The following is a 21567-nucleotide window of genomic DNA, read 5'->3' on the forward strand; positions in this document are numbered from 1 at the left end:
TTCCTTTAAGAAACTAACCATGAACATAAAAGGTAAATAAAAAAGACAACTACTACCAGAAGGTATAGTCGTCTTGTTTCAAAACTTACAATCGTTTGATTCTTTTTTCCAAATACAATGCGCTGAACGCTTTGTTTTATTTTTTTCAGTTTTCTTTGCTTTTCTACTACATTTTTAGCCATGTTACACCCCTCCATCAAAAATTTCTTTTTCCATAGCTGATAGACCATAACGGAATTTGATATTTTTCGCTCCCTTAATATTTAACAAAATATCGCCTTCCTCAAACTGAATAATATCTTTAATATCATAAACACTTAGTTGTTTCCCAAAGACTTTTCTTAATAATTCTTCGGAAGATTCATCTTGTTTAAACAAAAACCGATACGTAGATAATTTAAACAAGTTCACAACAATCTTTGAAATTTCACCCATTTTATTGTCGCTATAGTCAGGAAATGCGTCGGCTATATCATGCAATATATACGTTTGGCCAATCAATAATTTCCTTCCTTCACGATTATAACGGTCCAAAGCTTTTAACAACGTAAGATTTTCTGTGCGAATAGGGTTATGAAACTCATCTGAAGTAATATTGGAATAAATCAGTTCGTCTACCCGTTTTTTCTTACGGTCAAACAAATACTTTTCTCGTTGGCCTACACGAACGGTTTCGCTAAATGCAGCGGTATATAAGTTGTAGTATTGGGCGTTATACGCAAACATATCTGATTTTACGAGATTTTCCATATTAAAGGTCACTAATTTCTTATCGTAAAAATCAAACGTTGATTTTTGATTAAAAATGTCTCCTGAATCCGTAATAAACGATTCTAGTTTTTTTATTAACTCACTCAACGATTGCTTTTCAAACGTTTCAGATCGCCTATTGTATTCTTCTTTTGCATAAGCCAAGATATCAGAATAAATTGGATACTGTTCAGGATCATATTGGGTAATTTTACTTTCTTCTAAATGATGACGCTCCATATATTTCCGATACCCATCATTAAAAATTTGCTTTGCTTCTGTCATAATAGAACTGCCAAAATCAATGTTTTCAGCTAACCCAAAAACTAAACGCATTTTGGTTAAATTTGTTTTTAACGATTGTTTTTCATTGGTCTGTTTTGTTTTTGCATCCACATCAGAGCGATAGATTTGGCAAGGATTTAAACGGACAAGACTTGCATCGTAATAATTGCCCCCTAATTTTTCTGTTAAGCGTTTGGTTTCATCACTTACATAAAAACCATAATGAATATTGTTATATTCCACTGCCTGTTTTAATAGCTTTTTAGCAGCCGTTGTTTTTCCAAACCCTTGACTACCTATAATAAAAATGCTGTAGGATTTTCTCACACTATCCTTATGTGTGGTAGATAACGCAACAACACCTGATCCGTATAACGGATAGCCACTATACGGTGCATCATAGTCAATGTGATTGGCATAATTAAACGCATAACTTCCTGCTAATGCCGTTCCTTTAATTTCTTTTCCTTTCCGTTTAATTAGCTTCATGCCTTCTTTAAAGCTTACAAAAGAAGCTCTAAATTGCCGTTCTGCTTCATCTAAGAAACAAGTTGCTTGAAATTGATTTTTTCGTAGTTTTCGGTGAATTTCTTGTTCTCGTTCATTGAGTTTTTCAATACTTGATTCAGTCAAAATGTATCGTACATGAATTTCTTTTAAAACTTCAACCGATTCCAAAATACTTTCTACGGTACGATCAAGTTGTTCATACTCTTTCCGAGCTTTTTTTCGTGAAATTTTGTCTTTTGACGAATACACACGCTCTTCATATTCTCCTAAACTACGATTTAAATTTTGCTCTACTAGAGGATTATTGATATCAATCGTATGAACATCCAACGTGCTTAAAACGTTTTTCATACAAAAAATTTTTTCACCCCAAAAATTCGGATTATTCTTCGGTCGATAAATAACAAGGTTTAATACCCGTATGTAACCGTCCGCAATTTGTAAATCTTTTGAAGAATGCGGTTTAACTCCTCCCATTGGCTGAATAGTTCCAATAAATAACGGATCATATCCTTTTTTATCTACTATTTTTTGTACAGAGGCTTCTCTTCCTGTTTTATCTGTTTTTTGATAAGGAATGCCTACAGGCAAAGGAGAACTTGGATTATATCGTCGAAATAAGAATTTGATTTTTTGTGTTAATGTCATTGGATACAATCGAAATCCTGCACTTTGAGCTACCCGTATTTCGCGACTAACCTCTTTTAATTCTTCTTCGTTATCTGCAAATATTTGAAGATAGACCGTATCAATTAATCGATTGTTGTCTAAATTCTCTAATACTTTAAGCGTATATTTCTGTTCTTGTTTTACTGCTGGACTTAATGCCCCCATCTTAAACCGACGAATGGCATAATCAATATTTTCCGACATATCAATTGGAAAACTGGTAAAAATGAATTTTACATCCTTGTGAATCGCTTTTAAAAAGACCAAAAAATCATTGATGGCTGCTTGTCGTTGTTCTAAACTTCCCTCTCGTGCAGAAGAGTCTTCAATACGATAAAAGTCTGTTACTCCTTTTTCTAAGGCAATACACTCTTCCGAAATAATGCGACGTTCTGCCATAAAACTTAATACGGATTTTTCTATTTTTTTTATTTTCTTTTTTTCTTTTTTCTTTTCCGTTGTATCAATTAACGCTGGTAACGCCTCTTCTGGTTGCAATAATGCATCTGTATCAATCATCAAATCATTTCACTTCCTTGTTCTAAAATACTTACACCATGAAATAAAAAGAAAGCAAAGAATGTCTCTTTGCTTTCTTTTATTCATTATATTCTTTCATCTCTTGTTCAATTTGCGAATCTTCTTCTAAAAGCTCTTCTTCCGTAAACATGGGAAACTCTATTTCTTCTTCCTCTTGGAAAGATTGTTGGGCAATCGCATGATAGGTTTGACGATTTTTTGAAAGAATAAGCCACAATCGCTGATAATTCCTCACTCGTACATTTCCTACAGTTGGCAATAACCAATAGATTCCCATAATCATAACAAAAAGAAACGCAACAGTGCCTAGTGGGTTATAGGTTTTTTCTTGTAACCCTGTGGCTACCTGAAACAGAATAAACACACAAACCGCATCCTTTATTAAGAGTTTCCCAAAAAATTTTGCTTGTGTGAAAATCTCTTCTTGTATTTCATGCATACACTCTTACCTGCCTAGTCATTATTTTTTGAACGTTGCTCATTACGTGCTTGCTCTTTTAATGCTTTTCTTTGACTTAACCACTCATTTACTTCTTGACCAAATTCTTTGTTCCGTTGATAACGATCTACTTGATTCCCAATAGGATTTTTCATATTTTTTTGATACTTATTGGTATGAATCATTTCTTTCGCTTTTTTCTTAAACGGATTTTCTACTTTTTCTAAAGAATTATCTGCATTCTCTTCTCTTTCTGAAGCAGAAGAGCGGTCTGAGTTTCTCCTCTCTTTTTCATCAGGTGCTGTTGATTCACTTGTATCGCTAGAATTTTTACTTGCTGATTCTGTAGATTCATGGTCAGAAGTCGTATTCTTTTCACCAGTCTCTTCTGAAAAATTAGAAGAATCTTGTTCGTTTGCTGTCTTATCTGCTTCGCCAGTTTCATCAAATTCATCAGGAGAAGAGGAAGCATCATTGCCCTCTGAATTTTTCTCTTCCATATCTTCTTGATTCCAGTCATCCATATTTTCATGTTCATTTGATGATTTTTCTGTATCTGCAGACTCTTCCATATCAGGTTCTCCTGTTTCAGAATCTTCTCCTTCATTTTCAGAAGCATTTTTTGTTTCTGTATCTTTTGATTCTTTCTCTAAATTAGAATCTTCTGGTTCATCCTCTGGTGGTAGATCATCATTTGTTTCATCTGTATTCTTTTCATTATCCGTTTTGTTAAGGTTTGCGTCCTCATTATTTTTCTTACCTCTCATCAAACCATCAGCAAAACCTGCAGCACCAACAACTCCTGCAACCGTAGCACCTGCGGCTGTTTTAGCCACATCACCAACTTTATCAGCTGCACTTTTGGCACCCATACCCATAACAAACGAACCTGCAGTAGATAGTCCTGCATCAATACCTAATGTTTTTTGAACAATCGCTGGTCCGTCATACACAAACCAAGCACCACCAGCTACAGCAAACAATTTAGCCAACATAGACACATCTTTTGAAAACACGAAGCTATTGTAGTAGATAAACACATAATACATCGTAAAAATCGACAGCAACATGACAAACCCACTGATGATTTCCATAAACGCCATTTTTGCACGTTTCATATCACGAAAACTAAAAAAGACAGTTAATTGAGCCCAAATATTGTTAAAAGCAAGCTCAATTCCTAACCGTCCTACACGAAGCAGTGAAATAATTAAAGAAAACGCAAGAACACCCAATGTAACAATCATTGGCAACCAATCTGCTCGCCATCGATAATAAGCCGAGGTAAAGAATTTTTTCAGTAACCATCCTTTTATTCCTCCTCCACCGTCGTCCAATTCGACCGCTTCTTTTCCTTCTCCATTTTTCTTGTTTTTTAGTTCATAATTAAATACTTCCCCATTTTCCATTTCATCTGGATCAGATATTCGTTCATTGATATCAAACCAATCTAAATCCGTCAGTCGATTTTTGGGGTCAGGTTCTGTGGTCTTCCACCCTTTTTCTGCTAAAATATACGTGTCTATTATGTTGTCTTTTACTGTCGCAAAGCCAACAGCCCCTTGTGTCGCAGATAAACTTGTTTCTGTGGCCGTTACAATTTTTATCCCATCACGCATAATAGAAGGCAACATCAACGACATTAGCAACAACATCAAGACATTCATTGGAATATCTCTTGTTTGTTGTGATTTCCCTAAAAGTAGAACTAGCCCAATCATTAAAATAGCAACAGCTACCCCAAATGATTTAAAACTAATAAGCGTTTGAACTAGCCCACCTTCTCCTTTTAAAGAATCAGCATTGTAAAACCCCAAAAATTTTAACATTTCTTTTAATACATTCGTTAAGTTGTCTACAATCCATAATAGAACTGACACAATAAAATACAAGATGGAACGCCCAATATCTTTTATCATAGACGCAAGCGAAAGATAATCCGAAAACGTATCTAATGCTGTAAAAATTTCTTTAGTACTCATACGTTCCCCTCCATTCTTTCAATTGTTGCACAAAAACATTTACGGCTTTTTCTTCAAAATTAGAGAGTATACAACTAAAGTACGACCGTAAATTTCCTGTATCTGAAATAGTTTTAAGTTCCGCAAACGCTTTGTTGTTCCTTTCACCTGCAATATGAATCAACGAGGTCAAGCGTTTTTGTTGTTCTTCTGAAAAAGTAGTTTTTACTGATTGTTCAAGCTGGTCACCATATAATTTTTCTAGCAACGCAACCTGCGTTTGATATTTGCTTGTTTCAAAGAAATGCTTTTCTTGCACTTCTGGTTCAATCTCTTTCAGTGATAACACTTTATTTTCTTGTTGTTTTCTACGTTTTGGCTTTTGATACTCTGAAAGCAATGGAAGTGAAAGCTGTTCTGGAGCACTTGTCTGTTTTATTTCTTTAGGTTCTAACAACCAATTCAACTCTTCCAGCTCTAGTTCCATAAACTGATTATTTACAGGAATCTCTTCCCATGAAACTTTTTTCATTTTCCGATACTTATAAAAAGGGATTAAGTTGGTATCATTTTCATACGTATTAAAAATCGGATACTGATAAATAGGGTTTCCTTCTAAATCTCGGTGTTTATTAATACGCAAAATAATCGATTCCCCTTCACGTACACGTTCTAACTCATACGAAGCTAACAAATCAATTTTTTCTGCGCTTTCTGTCTCGGTTGCTTTTATAGACAGCGGATCTTTATGTCGGGTTTTTGAGTAATTCGACCGTTCACCTAATCGACCAGAAATATATTTATTCGTTTTATCTGAGGCTGTACGAATATACGCTAAATTCCCTGTATTGCCCAAAATGATATCTTTCGTATCCTCATCATATAAAGAAGCAAGTTGTTGCACATCTTGTAACACTAAATGAGAAAATAAACGTCTACTTAGTCCAGCTGTCCATTTTCTTGCTAGATTTGAGATTGGAACGCCTAAGTTTCCTCCTTCTTCATAAATGAAATGCACATCTCGATAGCAACAGGAATCGTCCTCTAAGTTACATCGATTAATCAATACTTGATAAATTTGATCGATATACATGACTCCTAACGCATTGTTAGACGTATCTGCATCACTTAACATAACAAATACCGCTGTTGGTTGTTCTCTATCAAAACCAATCAGTTCCATATCAAAGCCATCATCAATCGCTGTCATTTTGGCATTTAACGTCATTAAGAACGGCTCTAAATCTCCATTAAAATGCGTTATAATATTTCCCAACGTCACATGAGCTGGTGCTGAAGCAAAAATTGCGTCATAATGTCGTGTAGCTGGGTGTGTGCGAGGCAATTCACCAAAGAAAACGTCTAATTCACATTTCCCTTCATACTCTGCCAACAAACGTTTTAATTCACTCTCATCGTCTGTGTATTTTCGTAAGAAATTATGGGATTTTTCTTTGATTCTGCGTTTTTGCATTTCATTAGCAACCGTATAAATAGTGTATGGATTGACTTTACTCTTTTCCTCTTTTTCATATTCCTGATCTGCTAAAGCTATACCGATACTAATAAATAAACTACGACAAGCCTTGGTCCAGAAACCACCATCTTTTCCTTCATTCACTTCTTTAAAATAAGAGAATGCTGCTTGCGTAATGATTTTTTCTGCATTGGCCAATTGTTTTTCCGCTTGAATATTTAAATTTAACGCTTCGCTTTTATTGCCAGCTTGTTTCAACTGAGTACTTTCTGCTTTTAATCGTTTATAGTGTCGATAATAGTTATTAAACACACCCAAAACAGGTATTGGGTCAGAATAATATTGATTCATTGTATTAACCACTCGTATGCGATAGCCGCGTTTTTTTAAGGTTTCATACCATACCCTTGGCTCGTCTCCTTTAGTAGCTGTCATAACAAAAGAAGCCCGATTGCTAATCAATCGGGCTCGTGTCAATATATCAATAAATGGATCTACAAAATAAATACCTTTCCCTTGGCGTGTTCCTGCCAAAGTAATGCTATTCGAATCTGTAGTATCAACATAATAATAAAAAAGCCCTTGGGCTTTTTCACTAGGGGTTTGTGGTTTTCTTCCGACTGGATAGCCTGGTTTCCCATCAAAATAATCTTCTTTGTCTGTAAACATATGGACAGGAACAAGCTCATATTGCTTATTCATTCCTTCGACTGTCTCAAAATCCATCGTTCCTTGAACGTGTTCTTCTTCCAATGGTCGAAACGAGCTATACAATCGAAGCGTTGATACAGCTACCCCAACTAAAGAAAAAAGAAACAATAGAAGATACCATTGAGGATATTGTCCTATCGGATAGTAAAAAACTGCTTGTCTTAATGATACCCCTTGAAAATCAAACAGTGATTGTTGGGTAATACTTCCAACCATTTGTATTAACCAATTTCCAAGAATCATTTCCACCATAAAGAAAATAGTCATACTAGGAATTAAAAAGCGACGATCTGCAAGAAATCGTAAATGATTTTGTGCGGCTTTTTCATAATTCCTTTTTTTATATTTTCCTCTTTCTTTTTTTCTCATAGGAACCTCCTATAATAAAATAAAAACAAACACCTTTCTATCAGTGTTTGTTTTTATCCATTTTTATCAAATAAGCAAAACTTCTTAAAGGACTTGTTCTTTATTCTTCTAAACTATATAAATCAACTCCTTCTTCACATATAACGACTCCTTTTGATAAAAGCTCCTCTTGATTTGAGAAAAACTTCTTAGCTAATTCTGTCAATTTTATCTGAACAGTATCATTCAACTTAATATCTCTTATTTTTTCTGTTCCTATTACATCAAATACATTCATATCAACACATGTTTTTAATAGGTTATCAATCTCTTTCCCCTGTACATATACAGTAGAATTAGTAAGGAGCTTGTCAATTTTCGTCACTATATCACTATATTTTTCTTTATCTTTAAACAAGAGAATCATAAAACCAATTTGTTTTAGCTCTTTTAAAAAAATATATTGTGTTACAGTTAATAATAATTCAACTATTCCACATACAATCATCAGGGGAATTAGTATCCGTTTATCCGTACGTCCTAAATCAAAAATATAAGAATAGTAACTAAAAGATACAAGAAGCGTGGTTAATCCAATCCAAAAAAAAGAGTAATTAAACGTTTTTTTGTCGACATAAATTGGTACTTTATTATCCAATTCAACAAGTTTAATCTGTTTTTTGTCAGTAGTGATTAGCCTATTTCGTGCAATTATATATAATATGATAAGTATAATACTTATACCAATCATGTTTAACTCCACATTTAGTTTATCTGAATAAACAAAAGGAATTTCTGATTCCTTTAATAAAGTATTAATCATCGAAGGAAAAAATAACCACCCTTGAGTAAAAAAAGAAGAATATACTAAGTCTATTGAAGCAATTCCCAGAATTACAAAGATAATTGCTCCTAACTGCATAAGAAATTGAGCGCCATGGTTATTTTTCAAAATGCTTTTAACAACCTCTACACCTACACTTAGCATTAGCAAAACTACTCCTATCTTAACAAATATCATTTTGTTTTCTCCTATTCTATCATAATTTTGCTATATAAAATGTCATATTTCTTACCAGAAAAAGGCTATTCATAGTAAAAAAGCAGAGAAAATAAGACTTTCTCTGCTTAAAATCTGAACCAGCACCAAATGAAAAGTTACTAATACTTAACGAACTAAAAGAACAGTTCTCCTAAATTTGGAGAACTGTTCTTTAACATCTCTAAACAAGTCAATTCCAATCCTTTTTTTAAATCTCCTTCCATATAATTAATTAAATTATCTAATACATTTTTTATCCCTGTTTCCAAAAGCTCCTTTACTTCTTCCTTAGAGCTTCCCCACACAACAAATTCTGTAGCATTTTCATTTTCTTTTGTCAGCCCAATTGTCAAAATTTGTGTACCACTCGAGCCATTCATAATATTTTTCATTTCTTCAGAATGATTACCACTAAGTAACTGATAATCGTTTCCTTTAAAATACAAGTAATATAATTTTTTCTTTACCATAGACTGTTTTCTCCTATTCTTTTACAAAATACATTTTAAAAAGCAGAGAAAATAAGACTTTCTCTGCTCAAAAAATGAAACAATCTCTTAGGCCATAGTAGAATCTGCACTTACAGGTTGCTCAGGGGTAGTTACTTCACTCGTGGTAGGTGCAGTTTCTGGTGTCTCTTGTTCTGGCACTTCAGGTGTTTCTTCAGGTGGGGTTGGCAATTGATTAAAGTCTGCTAACACTTCTTCTACCTTCTGATTTTGATTGGTTGTTTCTTCTACTAACTGATTAACAGAGTCTTGGGCTTGCGTTAATTTTTCTTCTGTTGTTGCTTGATTAGCTTCTTCAAACCCAGCTTCCACTTTTTCTATTGTTGTTCCTACCATATTTGCTGTTTCTTGTGCTTGAGATAACTCTGGTTGTACCTGTTCTGCTACTTCAGGTGTTTCTTTCACTTCATTTACAGTTGTTTGAATCGTGGAAACCGCTGTTTCCGCTTGTGGTTTATGCGTTTCTTCATATTGTTGTTTCATTGTATCTAATGATTGATTTACTTCTTGTGCTTCTGAAACAACTGTTTGTGCAGCTTCTGTTGACTGTGTTGCTTTTTTCTGTGCTTCTTGAATTTCAGTTACTTTTGCTTGTAACTTCGCATAAGTTTCTTGATAGATCGTTAGATTAATAGGCGGAATTTCGTTGTTTTCATTTAACAACTGTTTAATTTGAGCCGATAATTCATTGTATTCTGCTACTAATCGATTTACTTCAGCTAAATGTTCTGTTGCTTCATTTACATTTGCTTGTGTTTTTTCTGTTACTTGATTCAATTGGTTTAATTTGTCTTGTACTTGTTGTAACTGTTGATTAATTGCTTGGGCTTGCGTATTTGCTGTTTGTAACTTATCTTTTGCGGAAGAAACCAACTCATCTAAAGAAGGTCCTGTTGGCTCTTCTGGTAATACTGGTTGCTCTGGTTCACTTGGAATATTTTGGTCAGGCGGTGTTGGTATAGACGGTTGGTTATCTGGCAATACAGGTTCATTTGGTAAAATTGGTTTTTCTGGTAATACTGGTTGTTCCAATTCTTCGGAGCCTTCAGGCTTTTCTACATTCGGTTTATTAGTCGGTTTTTCTGTTAAAGAAACAGCTGGTTTCTCCTCTTTAGAGAATACTAAAGGAACGACTTCTTGTTCTTTTTTCCTGGTTGCTTCTTTCTCATTTTGCACAGAAATCGCTTTTTCTAACTGATTCAGTAATTCAACTTTTGCTTTTAATGGATTAGCTACTACCAACGGAGCTTCATCCTTAACTAATGCCAGTGGATCGTCTGTTTTGGTTGCTTTTTTAGAAGCTTCTTTCTTCTGACTTTTTTCCACTTGTTTTTCCCAAGGCGCTTTTTTCGTTTCTGCAGACGGTTTTTCTTTACGTTCTTGGATTGTTTCTGTGCCATTTGCTTTATGCACTGGCTCAGGTTCATTGTTTAACATAGCAAATGCTGCACCACAGCCTAACAAAGCGACTGCACATACACTAACAATTCCATACTTCATTTTTTTCTCATTGTTTACATTTACTTCTTTTGACATAGTTTTTCCTCCAATAAAAAAACGACAATCATTCAATGATTATCGTTTTACGTAGTATTTTATATTTTTAACGTTCTAAGCCTTTAGAACGTCCTTTATTCATTATTTTATCTAATTTTTTAGTTAATTCATGGTTCTCTTGTTGCAACTGTTGATTCTTCTCAGTCAATTCTTCGTTTTTACGTATCAATTCTTCTCGTTCAGAAGCAAGTTTAGCATTCAAACGATTCGTTTCTTTGACTACTTCAAAAATCCCTTGAATATGTTCCAACGAATCTTGAATATCTTGTTGACTATAATTCAACAAACTTAACTTATGTTGCTCTTTTTGTTTTTCATTAAATAAAAATGTTGAAACCCTTGTTGTCTCTTTCATTATTTCTGATACGGTCTTATCTAACTTATGGACGTCTGAAACTCTATTTTTTTCATGAACAGAAAGCTTTTTACTTAGACTTTTTTGCCCATGCTTTAAATCTACATGATCTTTAGATAAGTCTTTATGGTCCCTTGTTAAATTTTTATTATCTCGTACCATTACTATCAAAGTTGCTACGATAGTAGCAATAATTGACAAAATCCCACTCAGTTGTACCCAATCCATCACACTACTTCCTTTCACTTTTTTTCACCTCCAATTTTAGCAAAAAGGAATTTTGGGTTCTACATTCTTCTTATTACAAAAGAAAATAGCTTCAAAAGAATTCCACAATATGTATAGAAGATACCTGTCATTTTTACTCAAAGGTTGACTCTTCCCCTATTTGTTGTAAATTCTTTTTCCAGTCATCATAATTTTGTTGCGCTTCTTTTCGCTCAGCTTCTGACAACTTTTTATTTTCTTTATCTTCTGCATATTTTTTCATTAAATTTAATATGCTTTTTACTACTGAAATATCGTCTGATAGCTGTTTATTTGCTATTTCTTTATTGATTTTTTCAGCGGTTGAAACATTTCCTTCTCGCAAAGCCTTATATGCCTGAGTTAGTTCATATGCTTCAATTTGTTGGGTGAGCGTTTCATTTTTGATTGCTTCATTGATTAATTTAGCTTCTTCTAGCTTGCCTTGTTTTAAAAAAGCATAACCTTTCATTGACAAAACGTCTTTTTCTTGTGGTAACTCTTTAAGAGTTGTCACTTTTTCCCAGTCTTTTCGATAAAAAGAAAGATAAAATTGAGCCAAATTATCAGTGGCTTGTTTCGCTACTTCTTCCAGTCCCTTCTCATTTCCTTCTTGATACAACTGCTCAATCAACGTTTGTTCTTTTTCAGGATACTTTTCTAAAAGCTGTTGATAGTTTCCTTCCTGAAATAATTGTTCATAACTAGTGTCTTTCTTTGCTACACTCGTATCATTTTTCAAGAAAAAGAAGGCACTTAATCCTATACAGCTAAAAATAAGCACTCCAATGCCTATTTTTTTCCATGAAACAAAAAAAGAAGGAAGAGAAACCTTAGAAAGACGTGGAACACGTCTTTCTGGTTTCTTTTTCTGAATCAGTACTTTTTCAGACTTCTCTTTCTTTTTTTCTAAAAATTTCTGTTTCACAGAAAGCGGTGGTGTCTCTTGAACCGTTGTAAAAGAAAGTTTTTCCAACAATGATTCTGCTTGTTCTGCAGACATTTTCTTTTGTTTTATCACTTGATTCAACTTTTTACGAATATCTTCTTCAAACGCATATTCCTCAGACATTTTTGTAAATGTCCCTTTGTAAAACGGCTCTCCAGCTACTTCCAATAATTGAAACGTCACAGTTTCTCCTTTTTCCATATACTGGGTAATTTCTAAAAAATCACTAAAAGGTAATAGTTCTAAGGGAGGCTGCTTTGCTAGAATTTCAACATTTGATGTTAAAATTTCTACTTCTACTGCCATTTCTTTTACCCTCCTAACCAACCCCAGATAGTATCTTTAATCCAAGTGAAATTAATAATAATGGCTGCACCAACGAATGCACCAAATACAAATCTTTTGGCCCATTGAGACAGTTCTACTCCTAAGAAACGACAACCACCATAAATTGCAATAGCAATACCTAAGGCTGGATTGGCAAATTTTCTAAAATTAGAACCTAAACCCGTTTCTACTCCTTTTAATGTTTGTTCTACGTCCGCAAAAGCAGGCATCATTGTATTTACTTCAATCCAACCTAAAGCTAAAATTATTTGTAACACACTCGTCCAACGTGTCCACTTTTCTTTTACTTTATTCACCATTAGAATTCCCTCCATACATTTGATGTGGTTTTTGCTGATTCTCATGCTTTTTTCGTTCCAATTCTTTTTTCAATAATTGATCAATCACATCAGCTTGTTCATTCAAATATTTCTGATGTTGTTCATTTAGCCATTCTTCATAAGATTGGCCATTTAGAGCCATTAACGATTGCGCACGTTTTTTTATGACTCCATCAATTTTTACTGCCATATACTTGCCTCCTATTTTTTTATGTGTTTAATACACGACCTGACGTTCTTTCGGTACGACTAATTCAAATGGAATTTCTAATTTTGCCAACCGTTCTCGTTCATTTGAAAATAAACAAGTAGGAACGCGCTTAACAAATTTTTTGGTAATTCCGTAATTTTCATAGACATAGCCAAGCACTTCCATTTGGTCACCATTGACTTCTGGTTGTTTAATGGCAAGAAAATAATCAAAATGAAATAAACATTGTATCGGTGTTTCAAGACCAATGTCTATTTCACTGCTTAACGTCCACAAGCTGCTTTTTTCCTCTTCAGCAGTTTCTAACGAAGAATAAGTTTTAATCCATGCTTTTCTAGCTGACAACCATTTATACCCTCGTTTTCGTAATGCTCCTTTAAGAGAAAAACTATTTCTAACCACCACACAAAGTAAGTCTTCTGTCTCTTTTTCTGACCATGTAGAAATTTCTCCATACACCGCCATTTCGTCTTCTAACATTCCTGTATCAACCATCGTTCCTAGTTCTTTCTTACTAATTTTTCCTTGATTGATTAATTCTGTTAGTAATTCTTTACAGATACTTACTTCTGATTCTTCTGTGTCAAATAATTCTTGATTGACCACAACAATATGTTGGGCTAAAAGCTTTATGACACTTAAAGCAATTACTTCTGGAGGCCGTAACAAGTTACTTACCTCAATCACTCGTTCAACTGAATGATAAGTGCCTGTTACACGCTTTCGCTCTTTTGGTAAAATACGTATAAAAAAGTTTTTGTACGCATCTGCATCAAGATAAACTTGATCTAACAAATGTAGTAACCATTTTTTTATAGCTAGTTCTTTTTCGTTCATTTCTTCCTCACCTCCTCTCAAAGCAACAAAAAAAGCAAGTAAAAACTACTTGCCTAAGAAATCGCTTTATGTTATAAAATAGTTATAAATATCACCAGTCTTTATGGTGTTGTCACTAAACAAACTCCTTTAAAGTCCAGTATTTGCGGTACTGGACATTTTCTTTTTTTGCTTGAAATAACAAATAAACTTATGGTATAAATGAAGAAAGAATGGCGATTCTTTGTCACACTCGAACGCCCGTTAGCGGAAACTAGCGGGCGTTTCTTTCTGGTTTAATAGTCTAATTATTTATAAAAATACCCCGTCAATCAGTGGTCGATTGGCTGGGGATTTTTTATATTGACTATTCCTCTTTTTTTTATATAATAATTAACTTTGTATTAACTACCATCACATTTTTCACTGTCTCAACTATATTTATTGAGGCAGTGAATTTTTTATTGAAATTTTTACTAAGTTTTGATATAAAATAGTTAAGCAAGTAAACTCAAACATATATTGTAATCCTTAGTAAATTCAACGCATCGAATTTACGATTGCCAGTCTCTCGGACTGGTATTTTTTATTGAATTCCAACAAAAGATATGATATAAAAAAGATACTTACCTCAATCAAGTAACAAAAACAAAAATTCTAAACCGCACTTGAAGCAATCAGTCATGATTGCTTCTCTTTTTTATTTCCTTTACTCAGAAGCTTCTTGTTTTAGAAACTATTAGCTTTCCACTTTTTAACTGTCTCTTTTCTTTTTATTCTCGTTCACCAGATTCTTCTAAAGTGACTGATGAATCAGTCTCAAGAACACATTCTTGCACCGATAAACTTTTCGGTTCGATAATTGACCACTTCAATTTCACAGTAGCAAATGTTTCTCTTAGATATTTTTCTACATGAGTATAAGCAGATTGTCCTTCTATATAAGCAGGTTGGTTTTCAAGCTCATGTTCAACTATTTTGAAATCAACTGGAACAAAAATCTGCTTAGCATAATCCGATAAAATAACTTGATCTTGAATATGTTTAGGAATAGAAGCAGTCTCTCTTTTTTCTCTATAATCTGTAATAACAGCTAAATGGTTCCTTGCTCTTTGCCAAAAAAGATAAATTGCAAGGCTACTTAAAAGAAACGTTACTAAATTGGAAAGGAATGTAACATCAAATTCCCTTGGAATATCATCCAATGTTTGGATATTTGGAATTTGTCCTTGCCATGTGGAATTAACTCTCAATACACACCAACAGACAATGCAAGATTTTACAAAACGGCATAACCGCTCTCTTTTAAAGCCTAATAGTCCCAAAAACATAAATTGAACAAAAACCACAAAAAGTAAAACATTACTTATTGTGTCTGCTACGTTTGTAAACAGCTGTTGTTTAAAACTTTTGTCTAATTCAAAACAAAGTAGACTAAAATTAAAAAAGTACAGTAGACAGACTATCTTCGCACGATATCTGATAAAATAAATAAGATTCATCAATTGCACGCGATAAAACGCAGAACTTGTTAGGGTTGCTACACACTTATTTTTGGTTTCTTTCATTTCTCTTTTTAACTCGTGGAACATTTTTTTAGCATCATTTTTCATTTGTTAAACCTTCTTCCTTCATAAATTCTACAGAGTGACTGTTTGCTTGTCGCAACGCACGATTTTGTGAACGTAATTCTTCATTTTCTAGTTGAACTCGTTGTATTTCATCGTTGACCTGCTTTAAAAAGTCCAGCGACTCTTGAATTGCTTTTTGTTTGTCAGTCAATAAACGTCGACGTTCTCTATATTTTTCCTCCATGAATCTAATTAATACCAATGATACTGCTGTTGATATCGGTAGTATCATTAACAATAAAAAATTGTTCATTGTTTGATTTTCTCCCTTCTACCTTTTTCCTTGTTTTTTTATTTTTGAATAACAAAAAACTACTAACATCCCATTTGTTAGTAGCTAGTGTTGACTTAATTCATCTTTTTTCAATTGCTTGAGCGATTTCTTCAATTGTACTATGTTCATAATCAATATACTTGAAATTTCCTAAGCCAAACATAATATCATTGGGGTTTACTTGGTCTAGTTTTACAATAAACCAAGGCTTAGCAGTTGATTGTTGATAAATCACTTTATCAAAAAAAACGAATAATTCATGCTTAGCAAACATCGCTTCTTTAGTTGCTTCACTCAAAAATATAATCGGAATATCCGATAAACGAACGTCTTCGTCTACTCGTTCCATTAATCTGTCGCCTACATCAATTTGTTCTTCGTCTAACCAAAAATCTAAACCATATTCTCTCAATCCGGAAATAATTTTTTCTACTTCTGCTTTATTCTTATGACAGTATGACACAAACAACTTTTTCTTTTTTTGCTTGAAATAACAAACAAACTTATGGTATAAATGAAGAAAGAATGGCGATTCTTTGTCACACTCGAACGCCCGTTAGCGGAAACTAGCGGGCGTTTCTTTCTGGTTTAATAGTCTAATTATTTATAAAAATACCCCGTCAATCAGTGGTTGATTGGCTGGGTATTTTTTATATTGACTGTTCCTCTTTTTTTATATAATAATTAACTTTGTATTAACTACGATCACATTTTTCACTGTCTCAACTACATTTATTGAGGCAGTGAATTTTTTATTGAAAAATTTTTAAATTTTTGATATAAAGTAGTTAAGCCAGTAAACTCAAACATATAGTGTAATCCTTAGTAAATTCAACGCATCGAATTTACGACTGCCAGTCTAAAAGACTGGTATTTTTTATTGAATTTTAAAAAAAAATATGTTATATAAATAACATACTTACCTCAAAAAAAAAATTAGAAACTATTTTCTAAAACGCTGTTGAAGCAATCAGGTGTGATTGCTTCTCTTTTTTTATTTCCTTTACTCAGAAGCTTCTTGTTTTAGAAACTATTAGCTTTTCACTTTTTAAATACCTTTTTTCTTTTTATTCTCATTCACTAGCTTCTTCTAAAGTGAATGATGAATCAGTTTCAAGCACACATTCTTGCACCGATAAACTTTTCGGCTCGATAATTGACCACTTCAATTTCACAATAACAAATGTTTCTTCTAGATATTTTTCTATATGAGTATGAGCAGATTGTCCTTCTATATAGGCAGGCTGGTTTTCAAGCTCATGTTCAACTTTTTTTAAACCAACTGGAACAAAAAGCTGCTTAGCGTAATCAGACAAAATAACTTGATCTTGAATACGTTTAGGGATAGAATCAGCCTCTCTTTTTTCCCTATAATCTGCAATAACAGCTAAATGGTTTCTCGCTCTTTTCCAAAAAAGGTGAATCGCAAGAGTACTTAAAAGAAACGTTACTAAATTGGAAAGAAATGTAAAAATGAATTCTATTGGAATATCATCCAACGTTTGGATATTCGGAATTTGTTTTTGCCAAATTAAATAGACAAACCATACACAACAATAATTGGTAAATGATTTTACTAAATGACAGAATCGCTCTCTTTTATAATCTGAGTTAGATATGTCCCATAACAAACCTACAAAATGGCCAAGAAACCAAATAAGTAAAAAACTACTTAACGTGGTGGCTACAGCAGTAAACAGCTGTTGTTTAGATATTCCCAAAATTTTATCTAATTCAAAATAAATTAGACTAAAATTCCAAAAATACAACAGCCAGACTATCTTCGCAAGGTGTTTGATAAAATAAATAAGATTCATCCATTGAATACGATAAAACGCAAAACTTGTTAGGGTTGCTTTACATTTATTTTTCGTTTCTTTCATTTCCCTTTTTAACTCGTTGAACATTTTTTTAACATCATTTTTCATTTTTTTCAAAATCCTTTCTCGTAGAAACAAAAGAAAAGCAGACACATTGTCTGCTTTTCTCTGTTTCTTTATTTGGGCATGATATAATTCAACATACTCGTTTGAGTTGCTGGAATTGTACGAGTAGATACGATGTTTAATCCTTGTACATTCATTTCTGAAATGTAAATAGAACCGTCTTGATTCACTTTTTCTACAAATGCGACATGACCATAAACTGGGTCTGCACCCAACACGCCTGCAGGAAAGGAAACAGCTGTTCCAGCTTGTGGTGTGCGACTCACTTCATACCCTCGAGCTAGACCAGTCACTCCCCAGTCTTTTCCATTTCCCATCGTTAAGTCAATGTGTTTACCTAATTGAGTGATTCGATTATAGACATATTGCGTACAATTCCCCCACGCATAGCTATTAGACGTATCGTAGTTTTCACCGTTATACGCTGGAAAATCAGATTCTGTCATTTCTACTGTCGCTTTCGGGTGATCATACATCATTAAGTCGTAGGTTTCAATTAAGCCGTTTAATTTCTGATTGTATTGACTATCTGTCGCATAACGTCCTGTCAAATACTGAGTAGCTTCTTGATAGGTTTTCGCTTTACTTTTCCAGACACCTTCATAAAAAGAAGCATTACCTGCCAACCCTTCTTTTAAGAGTTTCGCATAGTCTTTCAGGCTCTCTTCGTAGCTCTGATATTGTCTAAAGGTTGCTTGGGTAGTATAAAGCGTTCCATTGCCTAAATCCTCTTGTGTCGCAAAAGAGACCCCTTTTCCGTTATGTGTCCCTTTGATGCCAAATAAATTATAATTTGGTGCTTTTGATAGTAAACTTTGACCACTAGCAGATTCTAAAATCGCTTGCGCAATCATAACGGAAGCATACAAATCATTTTCTTGGCCCACTTTTCTAGCCGCTTCTCCAATTTTTTGAATAAATTGTTCCACACTTTCATTTTTTTCAAAGTGAATTGTTCCATCTGAAGAAAGCGTACTTTCTGGCACTAACTCTTGAATAGGCGCTGATGGAGCTTGGTGGTATTCTTTGACTTCGTCTACAACAGGTGCTGCTGTTTCTTGATTTGTTGTGCTTGTTTCTGTATTAGTAGAAACACCAGATTGAGTGGACACATTTGGCTGATTCGTCGGCGTTTCTGTCGGCTTTTGTGGTGTTTGTATCGTTGTAGAATCCGTTGGCTTAGACTCTTCCACAGGCTGATTTTCTTCTGGTTTTTGTTCGGGTTCTACGGGTGTGGTTTCTGGTTTGCTTGAATCTGGCACTGTAGGCGTTTCTGGTTCTACTGGCTGTTCAGGCGTAGTCGGTTGTTCCTCCGTGGAAGAATCTGTTGGTGGTACTTCTGGCGTTGTTTCTGGTGTAGAATCAACGGTTTCTTCTGTTTGTTCTCCAGTACTTCCTTCTTGAACCGTCGCAGATTCTGAAGAAAGCGTTGGCGACGTAGGTTCTTCATTTGCAAAAACTGCTGGTGTATAGCCGAACACTTGGCTAACAACTAATAATGCAGACAATAATTTACTTGTTTTCTTCATGACTTTTCCTCCATTTATTTCATTTTTTTCTTACCAAACAGAAGTATATACATCTGTTTGTGAAAGCTTTTTTAATACACTGTAAAAATTTTTTTAATTTTTTGCTTTTAGGTGCCACTTGTTTAATTTTCGTTTCTTTATTTTGGATGATTTTGGTACGTCAAATCCAAACAAATCTTTCCAAACTCCATGACTTCCTTGTACAATCGGTATTGGCAAACACTTACCTGAATGTATCAAAATTATCTGGGTATATGCCCTCAACTGATCTGGCTTCAACAAACCATTCTTCTGAAATTCCAACACTTTATTTGGTAAAAGTGAAATCCGAAAAAGATAATTATTTTCATCATAATAAAGTTTTACATCTGTTTCTCTCACTGCCAAAGCTTTTCCTTCAGCTTTAAAAATACTTCCCATAAAGTTCCTCCTAAAATTTTCTCAATTATTATAAGTAAAAACAGTGAACTTCACTGTCAAAAAATACTATGTTACTCAACGTGTAAAGCTAGATAACTTAGAAATACACCTAAGAAAAGACCAACAAGTAAGCCACAGGCAAAAAGAATGCTACTCATTGTAAAAGTTTCTCCTTTACATTTTTGTTATTAACGATTTGAATATTTGTTACTTTATTTCCTCGAATCTCTCCTGTTAAATAAAATTTTGGATTTATTCTCCTATCCTCTGTTTTAAAATTAACAAAAAAAGATGGTCCTTCGTTTTTCAATGATTCATAAAAATTTAGAACAGGGTTAGGATAAAACTGTATAATTGGTTTAGACTTATCGTCTACCATTCCTGGTAATTGATAATGTTTTTCTTTCAAACTATGTTGAATAGTATCCTTCCACTCATTCTCTTTTTTGTTATAAATATAACCCGTTATACATGTAGCAATAAGAAAAAAACTTAACCCTGCTAAAAGACAAATTCTTTTGATTTTTGATATTTTAGAATAAAAAGCAATACATGTAAGCAACAAAAGAAAAAACAATGCCAATAACACTGATGGTAATAAATAAACAATAACAGTTTCAACAGAAGCAAATTCAGATAATATTCTTGAAAACACAGAGATTCCTCCTCAACATAAAAATAAACAACATTTTCTCCTAACCCTACTTTTAATTATTTTTACAAATTTTCTACATAAGATACTCTTTACTACCTATTCCATTTTCCAAATTTCGGATTTCTTGATTCAGGTATAATAAAAAAATTGGCATCAGTTACTTGCATAAAGCAAGCATTTTTTCTCATTTTCTTTGATTGGCTAATAGGCTTTGTGGAATTATCAGTCAAGATATTAGCGTCTAAAAACCAATTTTTATGGATATTTCTTTGTTTATTTCTACTTTGTTTTTTCTTGTTAAAATTGTTCAAAAATTTAGAAAGCATTGATCTCCTTCTCCTTATTTGTGTATGTCTCCTTCTATTTTCTTATCATTTACAAACAACTCTGTTCCATCTTGATTGACACGTACCTCTTGATTATCAGTTGTAATTCCGCTTAACTCTCCTGAATACGAAAAGTCCACTTGATACAAATCAATAGCATTGTCTGCAAGTTTTTTAAATTGTTTTTGTTTATTTAGATAGACCTCATTAACAACTATCATTCCTCCCAATTTCACTTCAAATATCATAACAAAACTAGAAATAGTCTCTTTTGACTATCTCTAATTTTATTAGTTAAGAGAACCGATTGATTATAAAAGGACACACTTTATAAAACAATTTCTCTGATAAAAACCTATATTCAGGTTTTACTATTTGTATGAACTCTTCATGAAGTGCTAAAATATCTCTTTCAATTGAAAAATTGAATTTCATTAATGCATCTTCAGTTAAAAAAGGATTAATTATAATCCCTCTGTACGTATATAATTCAGATTCTTTTTTTTCTTTTATATATTCTTCCATCCATTTTTTATCATAAAAAATGATACTATCTTCAACATAAATAGCTCCCTTGTATTTTTGAACAATATATAACAACATTTGCTTACCTCCTACATACTTTAACTAACAAAAAAGCAAAGAGCTTTTAATCTTCACTTCTCCTGTTAATTTTTATTGTCTACAATTCCACTCTTTACAAAATCGAATAAGCGGTTAGAAGAAATCTAATCGCTTATTCG

General features: G+C 33.4%; 23 protein-coding genes. All 23 read right to left on the reverse strand.

The features are described from left to right. Positions 1–5: 5 nt before the first annotated feature. Entirely contained in the window at positions 6–182 is a 177-nt protein-coding gene (locus IGJ04_RS03985; RefSeq protein WP_165442590.1) for a hypothetical protein, read from the reverse strand. A 1-nt stretch (position 183) separates the two neighbouring features. Next, complete coding sequence (locus tag IGJ04_RS03990) at positions 184–2733, reverse strand: trse protein (RefSeq protein WP_438839933.1); 2550 nt, start codon at positions 2731–2733, stop codon at positions 184–186. A 79-nt stretch (positions 2734–2812) separates the two neighbouring features. After that, positions 2813–3193, reverse strand: a complete 381-nt coding sequence (locus IGJ04_RS03995) for a DUF5592 family protein (RefSeq protein ID WP_016622180.1) — start codon at positions 3191–3193, stop codon at positions 2813–2815. Between the two features lie 14 nt (positions 3194–3207). Beyond that, a complete protein-coding gene (locus IGJ04_RS04000) occupies positions 3208–5175 on the reverse strand; it encodes a pLS20_p028 family conjugation system transmembrane protein (RefSeq protein ID WP_438709925.1) in 1968 nt (655 codons plus the stop codon). Then, entirely contained in the window at positions 5165–7711 is a 2547-nt protein-coding gene (locus IGJ04_RS04005; RefSeq protein ID WP_438839934.1) for a type IV secretory system conjugative DNA transfer family protein, read from the reverse strand. The genes IGJ04_RS04000 and IGJ04_RS04005 overlap by 11 nt, the downstream gene beginning before the upstream one ends. Before the next feature lie 100 nt (positions 7712–7811). Further along, complete coding sequence (locus tag IGJ04_RS04010; protein ID WP_438839935.1) at positions 7812–8711, reverse strand: hypothetical protein; 900 nt, start codon at positions 8709–8711, stop codon at positions 7812–7814. A 155-nt stretch (positions 8712–8866) separates the two neighbouring features. Continuing rightward, positions 8867–9202, reverse strand: coding sequence for a hypothetical protein (locus tag IGJ04_RS04015; RefSeq protein WP_438839936.1), 336 nt, complete (start codon positions 9200–9202; stop codon positions 8867–8869). An 87-nt stretch (positions 9203–9289) separates the two neighbouring features. After that, positions 9290–10777: a hypothetical protein gene (locus IGJ04_RS04020; RefSeq protein WP_438839937.1), complete on the reverse strand. Its 1488-nt coding sequence runs from the start codon at positions 10775–10777 to the stop codon at positions 9290–9292. Positions 10778–10844: 67 nt separating this feature from the next. Next, positions 10845–11399, reverse strand: coding sequence for a hypothetical protein (locus IGJ04_RS04025; RefSeq protein ID WP_438839938.1), 555 nt, complete (start codon positions 11397–11399; stop codon positions 10845–10847). A gap of 115 nt (positions 11400–11514) precedes the next feature. Then, complete coding sequence (locus tag IGJ04_RS04030) at positions 11515–12654, reverse strand: hypothetical protein (protein ID WP_438839939.1); 1140 nt, start codon at positions 12652–12654, stop codon at positions 11515–11517. Positions 12655–12659: 5 nt separating this feature from the next. After that, positions 12660–12995: a hypothetical protein gene (locus tag IGJ04_RS04035; protein ID WP_438839940.1), complete on the reverse strand. Its 336-nt coding sequence runs from the start codon at positions 12993–12995 to the stop codon at positions 12660–12662. Further along, entirely contained in the window at positions 12985–13206 is a 222-nt protein-coding gene (locus tag IGJ04_RS04040) for a hypothetical protein (protein ID WP_438839941.1), read from the reverse strand. Before IGJ04_RS04040 ends, IGJ04_RS04035 begins: the two co-directional genes overlap by 11 nt. Positions 13207–13233: 27 nt before the next feature. Further along, entirely contained in the window at positions 13234–14064 is an 831-nt protein-coding gene (locus IGJ04_RS04045) for a hypothetical protein (RefSeq protein WP_438839942.1), read from the reverse strand. A gap of 752 nt (positions 14065–14816) precedes the next feature. Next, complete coding sequence (locus tag IGJ04_RS04050) at positions 14817–15656, reverse strand: hypothetical protein (RefSeq protein WP_438839943.1); 840 nt, start codon at positions 15654–15656, stop codon at positions 14817–14819. Further along, positions 15646–15927, reverse strand: coding sequence for a hypothetical protein (locus IGJ04_RS04055; protein ID WP_438839944.1), 282 nt, complete (start codon positions 15925–15927; stop codon positions 15646–15648). Before IGJ04_RS04055 ends, IGJ04_RS04050 begins: the two co-directional genes overlap by 11 nt. Before the next feature lie 100 nt (positions 15928–16027). Beyond that, on the reverse strand, positions 16028–16411 hold the full coding sequence (locus IGJ04_RS04060) for a toll/interleukin-1 receptor domain-containing protein (protein WP_438839945.1): 384 nt from the start codon (positions 16409–16411) through the stop codon (positions 16028–16030). A 610-nt stretch (positions 16412–17021) separates the two neighbouring features. Further along, entirely contained in the window at positions 17022–17876 is an 855-nt protein-coding gene (locus tag IGJ04_RS04065; RefSeq protein ID WP_438839946.1) for a hypothetical protein, read from the reverse strand. A gap of 68 nt (positions 17877–17944) precedes the next feature. Next, complete coding sequence (locus IGJ04_RS04070; protein WP_438839947.1) at positions 17945–19423, reverse strand: glucosaminidase domain-containing protein; 1479 nt, start codon at positions 19421–19423, stop codon at positions 17945–17947. Positions 19424–19516: 93 nt separating this feature from the next. After that, positions 19517–19843 (reverse strand): hypothetical protein, encoded by a 327-nt coding sequence (locus IGJ04_RS04075; RefSeq protein ID WP_070363656.1) that lies wholly within the window; start codon positions 19841–19843, stop codon positions 19517–19519. A gap of 154 nt (positions 19844–19997) precedes the next feature. Next, positions 19998–20498 carry a hypothetical protein gene (locus tag IGJ04_RS04080; RefSeq protein WP_057086817.1) on the reverse strand — a complete coding sequence of 167 codons (501 nt, stop codon included), beginning with the start codon at positions 20496–20498 and terminating at the stop codon, positions 19998–20000. Between the two features lie 92 nt (positions 20499–20590). Beyond that, positions 20591–20824: a hypothetical protein gene (locus IGJ04_RS04085; RefSeq protein WP_438839948.1), complete on the reverse strand. Its 234-nt coding sequence runs from the start codon at positions 20822–20824 to the stop codon at positions 20591–20593. Positions 20825–20838: 14 nt separating this feature from the next. After that, on the reverse strand, positions 20839–21072 hold the full coding sequence (locus tag IGJ04_RS04090) for a hypothetical protein (RefSeq protein WP_438839949.1): 234 nt from the start codon (positions 21070–21072) through the stop codon (positions 20839–20841). 46 nt (positions 21073–21118) lie between these two features. Then, positions 21119–21427, reverse strand: coding sequence for a hypothetical protein (locus IGJ04_RS04095; RefSeq protein ID WP_438839950.1), 309 nt, complete (start codon positions 21425–21427; stop codon positions 21119–21121). Positions 21428–21567: the final 140 nt, after the last annotated feature.

Origin of the sequence: Enterococcus sp. AZ050, assembly GCF_051715085.1 — a bacterium.
Lineage (GTDB): Bacteria > Bacillota > Bacilli > Lactobacillales > Enterococcaceae > Enterococcus > Enterococcus faecalis.

Excerpts from the sequence above, each read along its gene's own strand:
- IGJ04_RS04035 (WP_438839940.1), bottom strand. The coding sequence starts at position 12,995 with ATGGTGAATAAAGTAAAAGAAAAGTGGACACGTTGGACGAGTGTGTTA.
- IGJ04_RS04045 (WP_438839942.1), bottom strand. The coding sequence starts at position 14,064 with ATGAACGAAAAAGAACTAGCTATAAAAAAATGGTTACTACATTTGTTA.
- IGJ04_RS04050 (WP_438839943.1), bottom strand. The coding sequence starts at position 15,656 with ATGAAAAATGATGCTAAAAAAATGTTCCACGAGTTAAAAAGAGAAATG.
- IGJ04_RS04090 (WP_438839949.1), bottom strand. The coding sequence starts at position 21,072 with ATGATATTTGAAGTGAAATTGGGAGGAATGATAGTTGTTAATGAGGTC.
- IGJ04_RS04015 (WP_438839936.1), bottom strand. The coding sequence starts at position 9,202 with ATGGTAAAGAAAAAATTATATTACTTGTATTTTAAAGGAAACGATTAT.
- IGJ04_RS04040 (WP_438839941.1), bottom strand. The coding sequence starts at position 13,206 with ATGGCAGTAAAAATTGATGGAGTCATAAAAAAACGTGCGCAATCGTTA.
- IGJ04_RS04030 (WP_438839939.1), bottom strand. The coding sequence starts at position 12,654 with ATGGCAGTAGAAGTAGAAATTTTAACATCAAATGTTGAAATTCTAGCA.
- IGJ04_RS04085 (WP_438839948.1), bottom strand. The coding sequence starts at position 20,824 with ATGCTTTCTAAATTTTTGAACAATTTTAACAAGAAAAAACAAAGTAGA.
- IGJ04_RS03990 (WP_438839933.1), bottom strand. The coding sequence starts at position 2,733 with ATGATTGATACAGATGCATTATTGCAACCAGAAGAGGCGTTACCAGCG.
- IGJ04_RS04000 (WP_438709925.1), bottom strand. The coding sequence starts at position 5,175 with ATGAGTACTAAAGAAATTTTTACAGCATTAGATACGTTTTCGGATTAT.
- IGJ04_RS04055 (WP_438839944.1), bottom strand. The coding sequence starts at position 15,927 with ATGAACAATTTTTTATTGTTAATGATACTACCGATATCAACAGCAGTA.
- IGJ04_RS04075 (WP_070363656.1), bottom strand. The coding sequence starts at position 19,843 with ATGGGAAGTATTTTTAAAGCTGAAGGAAAAGCTTTGGCAGTGAGAGAA.
- IGJ04_RS04070 (WP_438839947.1), bottom strand. The coding sequence starts at position 19,423 with ATGAAGAAAACAAGTAAATTATTGTCTGCATTATTAGTTGTTAGCCAA.
- IGJ04_RS03995 (WP_016622180.1), bottom strand. The coding sequence starts at position 3,193 with ATGCATGAAATACAAGAAGAGATTTTCACACAAGCAAAATTTTTTGGG.
- IGJ04_RS04005 (WP_438839934.1), bottom strand. The coding sequence starts at position 7,711 with ATGAGAAAAAAAGAAAGAGGAAAATATAAAAAAAGGAATTATGAAAAA.
- IGJ04_RS04010 (WP_438839935.1), bottom strand. The coding sequence starts at position 8,711 with ATGATATTTGTTAAGATAGGAGTAGTTTTGCTAATGCTAAGTGTAGGT.
- IGJ04_RS04095 (WP_438839950.1), bottom strand. The coding sequence starts at position 21,427 with ATGTTGTTATATATTGTTCAAAAATACAAGGGAGCTATTTATGTTGAA.
- IGJ04_RS04065 (WP_438839946.1), bottom strand. The coding sequence starts at position 17,876 with ATGAAAAATGATGTTAAAAAAATGTTCAACGAGTTAAAAAGGGAAATG.
- IGJ04_RS04020 (WP_438839937.1), bottom strand. The coding sequence starts at position 10,777 with ATGTCAAAAGAAGTAAATGTAAACAATGAGAAAAAAATGAAGTATGGA.
- IGJ04_RS03985 (WP_165442590.1), bottom strand. The coding sequence starts at position 182 with ATGGCTAAAAATGTAGTAGAAAAGCAAAGAAAACTGAAAAAAATAAAA.